The 13,071-nt window shown below is 71.5% G+C and carries 12 protein-coding genes; 5 read left to right on the top strand and 7 right to left on the bottom strand.

From position 1 onward, the window contains the following. Positions 1 to 1,239: a MurT ligase domain-containing protein gene (locus tag GTY67_RS02670; protein ID WP_093694597.1), complete on the bottom strand. Its 1,239-nt coding sequence runs from the start codon at positions 1,237 to 1,239 to the stop codon at positions 1 to 3. 114 nt (positions 1,240 to 1,353) lie between these two features. Between GTY67_RS02670 and def the strand changes: the two genes are divergently transcribed. Beyond that, the gene (gene def / locus GTY67_RS02665; RefSeq protein ID WP_093694596.1) at positions 1,354 to 1,905 is read left to right on the top strand and encodes a peptide deformylase; all 552 of its coding nucleotides are present in this window, start codon (positions 1,354 to 1,356) and stop codon (positions 1,903 to 1,905) included. 162 nt (positions 1,906 to 2,067) lie between these two features. On the opposite strand, the gene GTY67_RS02660 is transcribed toward def, so the two are convergent. Further along, positions 2,068 to 2,742: a TetR family transcriptional regulator gene (locus tag GTY67_RS02660; protein WP_093694595.1), complete on the bottom strand. Its 675-nt coding sequence runs from the start codon at positions 2,740 to 2,742 to the stop codon at positions 2,068 to 2,070. A gap of 186 nt (positions 2,743 to 2,928) precedes the next feature. Here GTY67_RS02660 and GTY67_RS02655 point away from each other — a divergent pair, with 186 nt between their 5' ends. Then, a complete protein-coding gene (locus tag GTY67_RS02655) occupies positions 2,929 to 4,155 on the top strand; it encodes an acyl-CoA dehydrogenase family protein (protein ID WP_161277639.1) in 1,227 nt (408 codons plus the stop codon). 54 nt (positions 4,156 to 4,209) lie between these two features. Here GTY67_RS02655 and GTY67_RS02650 read toward each other — a convergent pair whose 3' ends face one another. Continuing rightward, positions 4,210 to 4,698 carry a glutathione peroxidase gene (locus GTY67_RS02650; RefSeq protein WP_093694593.1) on the bottom strand — a complete coding sequence of 163 codons (489 nt, stop codon included), beginning with the start codon at positions 4,696 to 4,698 and terminating at the stop codon, positions 4,210 to 4,212. Positions 4,699 to 4,747: 49 nt separating this feature from the next. Continuing rightward, a complete protein-coding gene (locus tag GTY67_RS02645; protein ID WP_161277638.1) occupies positions 4,748 to 5,272 on the bottom strand; it encodes a GNAT family N-acetyltransferase in 525 nt (174 codons plus the stop codon). 97 nt (positions 5,273 to 5,369) lie between these two features. Here GTY67_RS02645 and GTY67_RS02640 point away from each other — a divergent pair, with 97 nt between their 5' ends. After that, positions 5,370 to 5,606 carry a DUF6011 domain-containing protein gene (locus GTY67_RS02640; protein WP_161277637.1) on the top strand — a complete coding sequence of 79 codons (237 nt, stop codon included), beginning with the start codon at positions 5,370 to 5,372 and terminating at the stop codon, positions 5,604 to 5,606. A gap of 12 nt (positions 5,607 to 5,618) precedes the next feature. Here the strand turns inward: GTY67_RS02640 and GTY67_RS02635 are convergent, their stop codons facing one another. Beyond that, entirely contained in the window at positions 5,619 to 6,485 is an 867-nt protein-coding gene (locus tag GTY67_RS02635; protein ID WP_161277636.1) for an acyl-CoA thioesterase II, read from the bottom strand. A gap of 34 nt (positions 6,486 to 6,519) precedes the next feature. After that, positions 6,520 to 9,093, bottom strand: a complete 2,574-nt coding sequence (locus tag GTY67_RS02630) for a DEAD/DEAH box helicase (RefSeq protein ID WP_202461293.1) — start codon at positions 9,091 to 9,093, stop codon at positions 6,520 to 6,522. 77 nt (positions 9,094 to 9,170) lie between these two features. Here GTY67_RS02630 and GTY67_RS02625 point away from each other — a divergent pair, with 77 nt between their 5' ends. After that, complete coding sequence (locus GTY67_RS02625) at positions 9,171 to 9,962, top strand: metal-dependent hydrolase (RefSeq protein WP_093694588.1); 792 nt, start codon at positions 9,171 to 9,173, stop codon at positions 9,960 to 9,962. A 56-nt stretch (positions 9,963 to 10,018) separates the two neighbouring features. Beyond that, positions 10,019 to 11,554 (top strand): ATP-dependent DNA ligase, encoded by a 1,536-nt coding sequence (locus GTY67_RS02620; RefSeq protein ID WP_161277634.1) that lies wholly within the window; start codon positions 10,019 to 10,021, stop codon positions 11,552 to 11,554. 42 nt (positions 11,555 to 11,596) lie between these two features. Here GTY67_RS02620 and GTY67_RS02615 read toward each other — a convergent pair whose 3' ends face one another. Further along, entirely contained in the window at positions 11,597 to 12,958 is a 1,362-nt protein-coding gene (locus tag GTY67_RS02615; RefSeq protein ID WP_161277633.1) for an NAD(P)/FAD-dependent oxidoreductase, read from the bottom strand. Positions 12,959 to 13,071 lie beyond the last annotated feature (113 nt).

The following is a 13,071-nucleotide window of genomic DNA, read 5'->3' as shown; positions in this document are numbered from 1 at the left end:
TCAGTTGCCGACACGACGGCGCAGATCCTGGAAGGCGGTGTAGTTGGCGATGACCTCGATACGGCCGGGCGGGGCGTACTGCACGGCCTCGTCGAGGTTCTCGCAGACCCGGAAGTCGAGACCGGCGACTTCGAGGCGGACCGCGAGGTCCAGCTTGCGGTCGCCGAGCACGAAGATCGGGTGGCCGGCCAGCTGGGTGTAGTCCACGTCCCAGAGCCACGAGGTGTCCGTGCCGTCGGCGCCGCGGGCGTTGACGGAGAGGATCACCGGCGTCGGCGGCGGGTCGATCAGCGAGAACGTCTCCAGCCAGCCGGCCGGGTTCTTCGCCAGCAGCAGGCGCAGCTCACGGTTCTGGAAGGTGACGACGTCATAGCGTCCGGCGACCGCCTGCACCTGGTACATCCGCTCCAGCGCGACCTGCGGCGGCACCCCGAAGACGGCGGCGACGGCGGCCGAGCTGGTGGCGTTCGCCTTGTTGGCGCGGCCGGGCAGCTGGAGGTGGATCGGCCAGGCCGAACCGTGCGGGTCCAGGACGTAGTCGCCGTTGAGCGCCCAGCTCGGGGCGGGGCGGCGGAAGCCGCACTGCCCGCAGAACCAGTCGTCGCCGGGGCGCTGCATCACACCGCCGCAGGACGGGCAGGACCAGGCGTCGTCCTTCCACGCCTGGCCGGCCGCCACCCACACCACGTTCGCCGAGGAGGAGGCCGCCCAGACGACCAGCGGGTCGTCGGCGTTGGCGATGATCACGGCCTTCGAGCCGGAGAGGCCCTCGCGCCAGTGCTCGGCCATCATCCGGGTCTCCGCCGCGCGGTCCAGCTGGTCGCGGGAGAGGTTGAGCAGTGCGATCGCCTTGGGGGTGGTGTCGCGGGCGACGCCCGCCAGGTACTTCTCGTCGACCTCGATCACGCCGAACTTGGCGTCCGAGCCGCCGGCCAGCGCCGAGGTGATGCCCGCGGGCATGTTCGCGCCGAGCGCGTTCGACACGACGGGCCCAGCGGCCCGCAGCGCCTCGGCGATCAGCCGGGTGGTCGTCGTCTTGCCGTTCGTCGCCGACACGAGGATCACGTCCAGGTGCTGCGCCAGCCGCCCCAGCAGGTCGGGGTCGAGTTTGAGCGCCACCCGGCCGCCGATCACCGATCCGCTGCCCCGCCCCGCGGCGCGTGACACCGCCGCCGCGGCCTTGCCCGCCGTCACGGCCAGCTTGGCCCGCGGCGACAACGGCTCCGTGTTGCCTGCCATCGTCCTAGATCCTCCTTGCATCGGTCCGCGCCCAGCCTATCGATGTCCGGCGCGGCGACCGCACCGCGGCACCACGGGAACTCCCCGGCAGCGGCGGAACGTACGCTTGCCGCCATGCGAAACCGCCCGATCCCCGGCAGTTCCGGACTCATCCGTGAGATGAGTCTGCTCGGCGACCCGTTGCTCCACCGTGCCTGTGAGGACGTGACGGAGTTCGGCCCGTCGCTCGCGAGGCTGGTCGAGGACATGTTCGCCACGATGTACGCCGCGCAGGGTGTCGGGCTCGCCGCCAACCAGATCGGCGTCCCGCTCAAAGTGTTCGTCTACGACTGCCCGGACGACGACGACGTCCGTCATCTGGGACACGTCGTCAACCCCGAACTGGTCGAGGCGGACGGACTCACCGTACGCGGACCGGAGGGCTGTCTGTCACTTCCGGGCCTGGAAGCGGGCACGGAACGCTTCGACCACGCGGTGGTCGAGGGCTTCACGATGACGGGCGAGCCGGTGCGGATCGCGGGGACGGGGTGGTTCGCCCGCTGCCTCCAGCACGAGTGCGACCACCTGGAGGGCATGGTCTACACCGACCGGCTGACCGGGCTGCGGCGCTCCCGCGCGCTGCGTGCGGCGCGGCGGGCGCCGTGGGCCCGCAAGGACGCCCTCTAGGGCCTGTCGTCAGACTGCCGTCTGCCGTGCGACGCCTGGCACGCACTTCCCCCAAGCTCTCGGCTTCGCTTGAGCAGGGGGCCCCTCCGGCGCCTTGCGATCGCACGCACCGGACGCCGCGCGGCCGCCCTTCGGGCGACGACGGCAGTCTGACGCCAGGCCCTAGAACCCCGGGCCGCCCTTGACGTCGCGGTCGCCCGCCTCCGCCAGCCGCCCCCACAGCAGGTCGGCCAGGCTGCGCACCAGCCGCTCGCGGGAGCAGGGCCGGTCGGCGAGCCACCAGTCGCCCGCCGCGTGCATCATGCCGACGATGCCGTGGCCCCAGATGCGGGCCATCTGCTCGCCGTCCGGTCCCAGGTCGACGCGTTCCACGATGACCTGGCCCAGCTCCTCGCCGAGCCGGCGCAGCAGCGGGGCGGAGTGGCGGCCGACGTCGAAGCCCTGCTCGGTGGAGAGGGCGGCCTCCGCGGAGGTGGCGGAGTCGTCGGAGGGGTGCATCAGGAAGCGGTAGACCTGCGGGCGGGCCTCGATCGCGGCGAGATAGGTGTCCAGGGTGGCCTCGACCCGGGCGCGGCGCTCGGCGGGGGCGTCCAGGGCCGCGCGCAGCGCGCTGAGCAGGGCGTCGGTGTGGCGTTTGGCCAGTGCGCGGTAGAGGCCGCCCTTGTCCCCGAAGTGCCGGTAGAGGATGGGCTTGGTGATCCCGGCCTCGGCGGCGATCGCGTTCATCGACGCCTGCGGGCCGTCCCTGAGCACCACCCGGTCCGCTGCTTCGAGCAGCTCGCGGCGGCGGGCCTCGGCCGCCGTCCGCTGTCGCTCGGCGCCGCGTGCGGTCTCCATGTCGTCTCTCCCACCCCTGGCCATGCAATTTCTTCACGTCTGCTTCTTCGCGCCTGCGCAACGTAACACCCTGTCCGGCGCCCCTGTCGATCAGCTCCGGGGCGGTTGACAGCGGCTACTGTCCGGTAACAGACTGCGGTTACCGCAAGTAACGCATGCTTTTCACGGCAGTGCATGGAGGGGAACATGGCCGAGTTCACACTCGATCTCAACGACGACCAGAAGCAGGTCCGTGACTGGCTTCACGGCTTCGCGGCGGATGTGATCCGCCCCGCGGCCTCGGAGTGGGACGAGCGTGAGGAAACGCCCTGGCCCGTCATCCAGGAGGCGGCCAAGGTCGGCATCTACTCCCTCGATTTCTACGCCCAGCAGTTCTTCGACCCTACGGGGCTCGGCATCCCCATGGCCATGGAAGAGCTCTTCTGGGGCGACGCGGGCATCGCCCTCTCCATCGTCGGTACGGGCCTGGCGGCCGTCGGCGTCCTCGCCAACGGCACCGAGGAGCAGATCGGCACCTGGATCCCGCAGATGTACGGCGACGCGAACGACGTGAAGGTCGCCGCCTTCTGCTCCTCCGAGCCCGACGCCGGCTCCGACGTCGCCTCCATGCGGACGCGGGCCGTGTACGACGAGGCCAAGGACGAGTGGGTCCTCAACGGCACCAAGACCTGGGCGACCAACGGCGGCATAGCCAACGTCCACGTGGTCGTCGCCGTCGTCGACCCCGGCCTCGGTTCCAAGGGCCACGCCTCCTTCATCGTGCCGCCCGCCACCCCCGGCCTCTCCCAGGGCCAGAAGTTCAAGAAGCACGGCATCCGCGCCTCGCACACCGCCGAGGTGGTCCTGGAGGACGTCCGCGTCCCCGGCTACTGCCTGCTCGGCGGCAAGGAGAAGCTGGACGAGCGCCTCGCCCGCGCCCGGGAGCGCGCCAAGGCGGGCGGCGAACGGGTGAAGAACGCGGCGATGGCCACCTTCGAGGCCTCCCGCCCGGCCGTCGGCGCCATGGCCGTGGGCACCGCCCGGGCGGCGTACGAGGTCGCCCTCGACTACGCCAAGACGCGCAGCCAGTTCGGCCGCCCCATCATCGACAACCAGGGCATCGCCTTCCAGCTCGCCGACATGCGCACCCGCATCGACGCGGCCCGGCTGCTGGTCTGGCGCGCCTCCTGGATGGCGACCACCGGGAAGCCGTTCACCTCCGCCGAGGGCTCCATGTCGAAGCTGTACGCCAGCGAGACCGCCAAGAGCGTCACGGCGCAGGCGATCCAGATCCTCGGCGGCAACGGCTTCACCCGCGAGTACCCGGTGGAGCGGATGCACCGGGACGCCGCGATCTACACCATCTTCGAGGGCACCAGCGAGATCCAGCGCCTGGTCATCGCCCGCACGCTCTCGGGCATGCCGATCCGCTGACGGAGACACGAAAAGAAGGGGGCCGTCCGTGGACGGCCCCCTTCATGTCACCGCTCAGCCGGGCAGCTGCGCCTCGATCGCCGCCACGACCTCCGCCGACTCCGGCTCGCTGCGCGGGCGGATCCGGGCCACCGGCTCACCGGCCGGGGAGATCACGAACTTCTCGAAGTTCCACTGGACGTCCCCGGCCTCGCCGTCCGCGTCCGCCAGCTTCGTCAGCTCGGCGTACAGCGGGTGCCGGCCGGCCCCGTTGACCTCGGTCTTCTCCAGCAGCGGGAAGGTGACGCCGTACGTCGTCGAGCAGAACGTCTCGATCTCCTCCGCGCTCCCCGGCTCCTGCCCGGCGAACTGGTTGCACGGCACACCGAGCACGGTCAGCCCCCGGTCCCCGTACGTCTGCTGCAACCGCTCCAGTCCCTCGTACTGCGGGGTGAGCCCGCACTTGGACGCCACGTTCACCAGCAGGACGGCCCGGCCGCTCCAGGCGCCCAGGGTGGTCGGCTCACCGGCGAGGGTGTGCAGCGGAATGTCGTGCAGCGTCATGAAGCTCTCCCCTGATCATCGCGTGCGTGGTGCTCATTGTGCCCGCCGCTCATGCGGCGGCGAGCTCCTTGTAGTAGAAGGTGGTCGGCTTGAGGCTGCCCGCGGGATCGGCCGCGTATCCCGGTACGGAGCCGACCTCCGTCCACCCCGCCTTGCAGTACACCTGCTCGGCCAGGCTGCCGCTCTCGGTATCCAGGATCAGCAGCGTGATGCCCTCGGCCTCCGCGTACGCCTCCACGGCGTCCAGCAGCGCCCGCCCGAGCCCCTGCCCCCGGGCGGCGGGGCGGACCATCAGCTTGGCGACCTCCGCGCGGTGGCGGGCGTTCGGCAGCGGCGCCCGGACCAGGGCGATGGTCCCGGCGACCCGGCAGCCCTCCCGGGCGATCCAGATGGAGACCTCACCGGACTCCACGGCGCCCGCGCGCTCCCGCCACCAGACGGCGGCCTTCTCCCGGTCCAGCGGCGCCAGGAAGCCCACCGATGAGCCCTCCTCGACGGTCTCCACCAGCAGCTCGGCCATCTCATCGGCGTACGTGACCAGCTCGGGGCCGGACACGTGGACGATCTCGGTCATGGGGTACGGGGTCCTTTCAAGCGGAACGGTCACGGTGCGGATGTCGGGCGCACCGGTCAGGGCCCGATACGGCTCCCGATGAGGAAGGATCTCCCCTGTGCAGTCTCCCGAACCTTTCCCCGAACCGCTGCCCGCAGTCGACCGCGAGGAGCATTCCGGTGACGCCCCGGCCCGCCGCCTGGTCCGCTGCCGCCTCTGCGGCCGCCCCCTCACCGGCGCCGACTCCCGCCGCACGGGCCTCGGCCCGTCCTGCGACGCCAAACTGCACCCCGCCCCGCCGGACATCCGCACCCGGCGGCACGAGGTGGAGCAGGACACCCTGCCCGGCACCTGATAGAGCCGCGTACTACAGCCGCCGGAACAGCCCCTCCTGCACCACCGACACCAGCAGCTGCCCCGAACGGTCGTAGATCCGGCCCCGCGCCAGACCGCGCCCGCCCGTCGCGATCGGCGACTCCTGGTCGTACAGGAACCACTCGTCCGCCCGGAACGGCCGGTGGAACCACATGGCATGGTCCAGGGACGCCATGTCGAAGCCGCGCGGCCCCCACAGCGGCTCCACCGGGATGCGCACCGCGTCCAGCAGCGTCATGTCGCTGGCGTACGTCAGCGCGCAGGTGTGCACCAGCGGGTCGTCGCCCAGCGGGCCCACCGCCCGCATCCACACCGCGCTGCGCGGATCGGCGTCCTTGATCTCGTCCTTCGTCCAGCGCAGCCGGTCGACGTACCGGATGTCGAAGGGCTGGCGCCGGGCCATCCGCTCGAACGCGTCCGGCAGCCCGCCCAGGTGCTCGCGCACCTCCTCGGCGACCGTCGGCAGCTCCTCCGGGTCCGGGACGATCCGGGCCGGCGGCAGCTGGTGCTCGAAACCGGCCTCCTCGGGGCGGTGGAAGGAGGCCGTCAGGTTGAAGATCGTCCGGCCCTCCTGGACGGCCGTGACCCGGCGGGTGGTGAAGGAGCGCCCGTCGCGCACCCGCTCCACCTGGTAGACGATCGGCACGCCGGGGCGCCCCGGGCGCAGGAAGTAGGCGTGCAGCGAGTGCACCGGCCGCTCCCCGTCGGTCGTGCGGCCCGCCGCCACCAGCGCCTGGCCCGCGACCTGCCCGCCGAAGACCCGTTGCAGGGACTCCTCCGGGCTGCGGCCCCGGAAGATGTTGACCTCGATCCGTTCCAGGTCGAGAAGGTCGACCAGGCGCTCGGCCGGATTCGTCATGCCGTACCTCTCCCGTCACGCCTCAGGGGCCGGTTCACAGCTGCCCGACCTCCGTGACCCGGACGACCGCCCGGCCCTCCTCGTCGGACGCGGCCAGGTCCACCTCGGCCTGGATGCCCCAGTCGTGGTCGCCCGCCGGGTCGGCGAACGCCTGCCAGACCCGCCACAGCCCGTGCGCCGGGTCCTCCTCGATCTTCAGCAGCTTCGGGCCGCGCGCGTCCGGGCCGGTGCCGATCTCCTCGTGCGCGTCCCAGTAGGCGTCCAGCGCCTCGCCCCACGCGTCCTCGTCCCACCCGGAGTCGCCGTCCAGCTCGCCCAGGTCGCGCACCCGGTCCAGCGCGGCCAGCTCCACCCGCCGGAACATCGCGTTGCGCACCAGCACCCGGAAGGCGCGCGGGTTGGCCGTGACCGGCTTGACCTCGTCCGCCTTCTCCTGCGCCTGCTCGGCCGTCTCCACCTCGGGGTTGGCCAGCTGCTCCCACTCGTCCAGCAGACTGGAGTCCACCTGGCGCACCATCTCGCCGAGCCAGGAGATCAGGTCCTGGAGGTCCTCGGACTTCACGTCGTCCGGGATCGTGTGCTCCAGGGCCTTGTACGCGCTCGCCAGATACCGCAGCACGATGCCCTCGGTCCGGGCCAGCTCGTAGTGCGAGGTGAACTCGGTGAAGGTCATGGCCCGTTCGTACATGTCACGGATGACCGACTTCGGGGAGACGGGGTGGTCGTTCACCCACGGGTGGCTCGTGCGGTACACGTCGTAGGCGTGCCACAGCAGCTCGCTCAGCGGCTTGGGGTACGTGACCTCCTGGAGCCGCTCCATCCGCTCCTCGTACTCGACCCCGTCCGCCTTCATCCGGCCCACGGCCTCGCCGCGCGCCTTGTTCTGCTGGGCGGCCAGGATCTGCCGGGGATCGTCCAGCGTCGACTCGACGACCGAGACCATGTCCAGCGCGTACGACGGGGATTCGGCGTCCAGCAGGTCGAACGCGGCCAGCGCGAACGTGGACAGCGGCTGGTTCAGCGCGAAGTCCTGCTGGAGGTCGACCGTCAGCCGCACGATCCGCCCCTCGGCGTCCGGCGTCTCCAGCTGCTCCACCACCCCGCCGTCCAGCAGCGAGCGGTAGATGGCGATCGCCCGGCGGATGTGGCGCAGCTGCGCCCGGCGCGGCTCGTGGTTGTCCTCCAGCAGATGCCGCATCGCCTCGAAGGCGTTGCCGGGACGGGCGATGACCGCGAGCAGCATCGTGTGCGTGACCCGGAAGCGGGAGCTCAGCGGCTCCGGCTCCGACTGGATCAGCTTGTCGAACGTGGTCTCCGACCAGGCGACGAACCCCTCGGGCGCCTTCTTGCGGACCACCTTGCGCTTCTTCTTCGGGTCGTCGCCCGCCTTCTTGACGGCCTTCTCGTTCTCGATGACGTGCTCGGGGGCCTGCGCCACCACGAACCCGGCCGTGTCGAACCCGGCCCGCCCGGCGCGCCCCGCGATCTGGTGGAACTCCCGCGCGCGCAGGGTCCGCACCCGGGTGCCGTCGTACTTGGTGAGCGCGGTGAACAGCACCGTACGGATGGGTACGTTGACGCCGACGCCGAGCGTGTCCGTACCGCAGATCACCTTCAGCAGACCGGCCTGGGCCAGCTTCTCCACCAGGCGGCGGTACTTGGGCAGCATGCCCGCGTGGTGCACGCCGATGCCGTGGCGCACGTACCGGGAGAGGTTCTGGCCGAACTTGGTGGTGAAGCGGAAGCTGCCGATCAGATCGGCGATCTTCTCCTTCTCCTCCTTCGTGCACATGTTGATGCTCATCAGCGACTGCGCCCGCTCCACGGCCGCCGCCTGCGTGAAGTGCACGATGTAGACCGGCGACTGCCGGGTGTCCAGCAGCTCGGTCAGCGTCTCGGTGATCGGCGTGAAGCGGTACTCGTAGCTCAGCGGCACCGGACGGGTCGCCGAGCGCACCACGGAGGTCGGGCGGCCGGTACGCCGGGTCAGGTCCTTCTCGAACATCGAGACGTCGCCGAGCGTCGCCGACATCAGCACGAACTGCGCCTGCGGCAGCTCCAGCAGCGGGATCTGCCAGGCCCAGCCCCGGTCCGGCTCGGCGTAGAAGTGGAACTCGTCCATCACGACCTGGCCGATGTCGGCGTACTTCCCGTCGCGCAGCGCGATGGAGGCCAGCACCTCGGCCGTACAGCAGATCACCGGGGCGTCCGCGTTGACCGAGGCGTCACCGGTGAGCATGCCGACGTTCTCGGTACCGAAGAGCTTGCACAGGTCGAAGAACTTCTCCGAGACCAGCGCCTTGATCGGCGCGGTGTAGAAGGTGACCTTGTCCTGGGCCAGCGCGGTGAAGTGCGCGGCCGCCGCCACCAGGCTCTTGCCCGAGCCGGTCGGGGTGGAAAGGATCACGTTCGCCCCGGAGACCACCTCGATCAGCGCCTCCTCCTGAGCCGGATACAGCGTGATGCCCTGGCTCTCGGTCCATGACGAGAAGGCCTCGAAGAGGGCGTCGGGGTCGGCGGTCTGGGGGAGCTGGTCGATGAGGGTCACGCCCCCATCTTGCCTGGCTTCCGCCCGGATGAGGGAACCGGCGGACACCACGAAGATCATGGACGATACGCTGCGCACTCAACCAGCCCACGCCGTACCGGTGATGGGCGCATGACGCACTGGGGGCGGAACAGACCATGATGGGACCGGCACACTCTCTGTCAGGGGCAGCGGCCTGGCTGGGGGTGGGCGCGGCGGCGGCCGCCGCGGGCCACACGATGCCCTGGCCGGTCCTGGTCGTAGGAGCGCTGATCTGCGCGGGCGCCGCCCTCGCCCCCGACCTCGACCACAAGTCGGCGACCATCTCGCGCGCCTTCGGCCCGCTCTCCAAGTGGCTCTGCGAGATCACCGACAAGCTCTCGTACGCCGTCTACAAGGCCACCAAGAGCAAGGCCGACCCCCGGCGCACCGGCGGCCACCGCACGCTCACCCACACCTGGTTCTTCGCCGTCCTCATGGGCGCCGGCTGTTCCTTCGCCGCGGTCAGCGGAGGGCGCTGGGCGGTCCTCGCGATCCTCTTCGTCCACCTGGTCCTCGCCGTCGAGGGCCTGCTCTGGCGGGCCGCCCGGGTCTCCAGCGACATCCTCGTCTGGCTGCTCGGCGCCACCAGCGCCTGGATCCTGGCGGGCGTCCTGGACCAGCCCGGCAACGGGGCGGGCTGGCTCTTCGACGCCCCCGGCCAGGAGTACATGTGGCTCGGCCTGCCCATCGTGCTCGGCGCCCTGGTCCACGACATCGGGGACGCGCTGACCGTCTCGGGCTGCCCGATCCTGTGGCCGCTGCCGATCGGCGGCAAGCGCTGGTACCCGCTCGGCCCTCCGAAGTTCATGCGGTTCCGGGCCGGCAGCTGGGTGGAGATCAAGGTCCTGATGCCCGCGTTCATGGTGCTCGGGGGAGTGGGCGGGGCCGCCGCACTGAACTACATATGACCCGTCGGCCGTGTTGCGGGCGGGCGGTCCGCCCGGCCCCGTAGCACCATGGCCGCATGCTGCTCGCCGAGCTCGCCCAGGTCTCCCTGGAGGTCGCCGCCACCTCCGCCCGCTCCAAGAAGGTGGCGCTCCTCGCCGAGCTCTTCCGGGACGCCGGACCCGAGGACGTGCCCGTGGTCATCCCGTACCTCGCCGGGCGGCTGCCCCAGGGCCGGATCGGCATCGGCTGGCGGAGCCTGGGGGACCCCGTGGAGCCCGCCGCCGAGCCCACGCTCACCGTCACCGGGGTCGACGCCGACTTGACCGAGCTGGCCGCCGTCTCCGGCACCGGCTCCCAGGCCCTGCGGCGCGAGCGCCTGCGCGCCCTGTTCGCCGCCGCCACCGCCGAAGAGCAGCACTTCCTGAAGGCCCTGCTCACCGGGGAGGTCCGCCAGGGCGCCCTGGACGCCGTCGCCGCCGACGCGCTGGCCCGGGCCGCCGAGGCCCCGCCCGCCGACGTCCGCCGGGCCGTGATGCTCGCCGGATCGCTCCAGGAGGTGGCCCGGACCCTCCTCGCCGAGGGCCCCGGAGCGCTCGCGGCCTTCCGCCTCACCGTGGGGCGGCCCGTCCAGCCGATGCTGGCCCACACCGCCGCCTCGGTCACCGAGGCCGTGGAGAAGCTGGGCCCCTGCGCGGTCGAGGAGAAACTCGACGGCATCCGGGTCCAGGTCCACCGGGACGGCGACCGGGTCCGCGCCTACACCCGGACCCTCGACGACATCACCGACCGGCTGCCCGAACTCGTCACCGCCGTCGCCGCACTGGAGACCGGGCGGTTCATCCTGGACGGCGAGGTGATCGCGCTGGGGGAGGACGGCAGGCCGCGCCCCTTCCAGGAGACCGCCTCCCGGGTGGGCTCGCGCCGTGACGTGGCCGCCGCTGCCGCAGGCGTACCGATCGTCCCCGTCTTCTTCGACGCCCTCTCCGCCGACGGCGAGGACCTCCTCGACCTCCCCTTCGCCGAGCGCCACGCCGCCCTGGCCCGGCTGGTCCCCGAGGCTCTGAGGGTCCGGCGCGCGCTCGTGCCCGACCCGGCGGACGAGGACGCCCGCCGGGCCGCCGAGGCGTTCCTCGCCGAGACCCTGGAGCGCGGCCACGAGGGCGTCGTCGTCAAGGACCTGGCCGCCGCCTACAGCGCGGGCCGCCGGGGCGCCTCCTGGCTCAAGGTCAAGCCGGTGCACACCCTGGACCTGGTGGTGCTGGCCGCCGAATGGGGGAGCGGCCGGCGCACCGGCAAGCTCTCCAACCTCCACCTCGGCGCCCGACGCTCCGACGGCAGCTTCGCGATGCTCGGCAAGACCTTCAAGGGGCTCACCGACGCCCTCCTGGAGTGGCAGACCGAGAAGCTGCGGGAGCTGGCGACCGAGGAGAACGGCCACGTCGTGACCGTACGGCCGGAACTCGTCGTGGAGATCGCCTACGACGGGCTCCAGCGCTCCACCCGCTACCCGGCGGGCGTCACCCTCCGCTTCGCCCGCGTCCTGCGCTACCGCGAGGACAAGACCGCGCAGGAGGCCGACACGGTGGAGACGGTCCTCTCACGGCAGCGGTGAGCCGCGCCCCGGGGTGACAGGGCGCGGCTCGGGCGCCGGGGGTCAGTGCTTGATGACCGTCGACTCCGTGTGCTCCTTGATCTGCTCCGGCGTCAGATAGGCGTCCGTGTACTCGAAGTCCCGCAGCGTCGCCGCCTTGCGCGACTGGAACCCGGTCCGTACGAAGTCGTCACCGGCGATCGCGTTGAGCATCCAGTTCGTCATGACCCGGGTCTTGGCGACGTTCGTCCGCAGCGCCGACCAGTGGTAGCCCCGCGCCACGGCCTGCGCGGGCAGCCCGTGCAGTTCGACGCCCAGCGGCTTGGAGACCGCGTCCTTGCCACCGAGGTCCACGACGAGCCCCAGGTCCTTGTGGACGTAGTCCTTGAGCGGCTGATTGCGCAGCGAGGCGATCAGGTTGTCCGCCATCACCTTGCCCTGGCGCATCGCGTGCTGAGCGGTCGGCGGGCAGACCGCCCCGTCGCCCTTGGCCAGGTCGGGCACCGCCGCCGCGTCGCCGAGCGAGAACACCCCGTCCTCGCCCGGCAGCCTCAGCTGCGGTGTCACGGCGAGGCGGCCGCGTACGGTCTCCGCGCCCAGCGTGGCGATCAGCGGGCTCGCGGCCACCCCGGCGGTCCAGATCAGCGTCCGGCAGGGCAGCACCCGGCCGTCGGTGAACGTGACCTCCTCCGCCCCGGCCTTGGCGATCGAGACCCCGAGCGACACGTCGATGTTCCGCTTGCGGAGCACGTCCAGCGCGGCCCGCCCCAGCTTGTCGCCCAGCTCCGGCATCAGCTTGGGCGCGATGTCGATCAGATGCCACTTGATCAGCTTCGGGTCCAGCCGCGGGTAGTGCCGGATCGCGTTGGTGGTGAGGCGCTGGAGGCAGGCGGCCGTCTCCGTACCGGCGTAACCGCCGCCGACCACGACGAACTGGAGCCGGGAGGCCCGCTCCGCCTCGTCCTGGCTGGCGTCGGCCAGATCCAGCTGGGCGATCACGTGGTCGCGCACGTACGCCGCCTCCGCCAGCGTCTTCATCCCGCGGGCGTGGTCCAGCAGCCCCGGGATGTCGAACGTCCGGGTCACGCTGCCCGCGGCCAGCACGATGTAGTCGTACGGCTCGTTGACGACCTCGTCCGTGATCTTCCGGATGACGCAGACCTTGGCCTTCGTGTCCACGCCGATCGCTCCGCCGGGGATGATCCGGGTGCGGTGGCGGCGGCTGCGGCGCAGCGAGACCGCGACCGACTGGGGGGTGAGCACGCCGGAGGCCACCTGGGGCAGCAACGGCAGGTAGAGCTGGTAGGAGAACGGCGTCACGAGCGCGATCTCGGCCTCGCCCGGAGCGAGTTTGCGCTCCAGGCGTTGTACACATTCGACACCTGCGAAGCCGGCGCCGACGACGAGAATCCTGGGTGGTGCCACGGTCTGCGTCCCTTCTCGGGTTTGCGTGGTTCTGCGCTCGCCTGCCCCGTATACCGGCCGATGCACTCCTCATCCTCACCGGATGCAACCGAGTCCGCCTCCTGGCAGGGGTC

The sequence above is a fragment of the Streptomyces sp. SID8374 genome, assembly GCF_009865135.1.
GTDB lineage: Bacteria > Actinomycetota > Actinomycetes > Streptomycetales > Streptomycetaceae > Streptomyces.
The sequence above is the reverse complement of the archived record's forward strand: the minus strand, read 5'-3'. Positions and strand labels throughout refer to the sequence as shown.

Bases quoted from the DNA above. Each gene is read 5' to 3' on its own strand.
- GTY67_RS02670 (WP_093694597.1), bottom strand. From the start codon at position 1,239: ATGGCAGGCAACACGGAGCCGTTGTCGCCGCGGGCCAAGCTGGCCGTG.
- def (WP_093694596.1), top strand. From the start codon at position 1,354: ATGCGAAACCGCCCGATCCCCGGCAGTTCCGGACTCATCCGTGAGATG.
- GTY67_RS02660 (WP_093694595.1), bottom strand. From the start codon at position 2,742: ATGGAGACCGCACGCGGCGCCGAGCGACAGCGGACGGCGGCCGAGGCC.
- GTY67_RS02655 (WP_161277639.1), top strand. From the start codon at position 2,929: ATGGCCGAGTTCACACTCGATCTCAACGACGACCAGAAGCAGGTCCGT.
- GTY67_RS02650 (WP_093694593.1), bottom strand. From the start codon at position 4,698: ATGACGCTGCACGACATTCCGCTGCACACCCTCGCCGGTGAGCCGACC.
- GTY67_RS02645 (WP_161277638.1), bottom strand. From the start codon at position 5,272: ATGACCGAGATCGTCCACGTGTCCGGCCCCGAGCTGGTCACGTACGCC.
- GTY67_RS02635 (WP_161277636.1), bottom strand. From the start codon at position 6,485: ATGACGAATCCGGCCGAGCGCCTGGTCGACCTTCTCGACCTGGAACGG.
- GTY67_RS02630 (WP_202461293.1), bottom strand. From the start codon at position 9,093: ATGATCTTCGTGGTGTCCGCCGGTTCCCTCATCCGGGCGGAAGCCAGG.
- GTY67_RS02625 (WP_093694588.1), top strand. From the start codon at position 9,171: ATGATGGGACCGGCACACTCTCTGTCAGGGGCAGCGGCCTGGCTGGGG.
- GTY67_RS02620 (WP_161277634.1), top strand. From the start codon at position 10,019: ATGCTGCTCGCCGAGCTCGCCCAGGTCTCCCTGGAGGTCGCCGCCACC.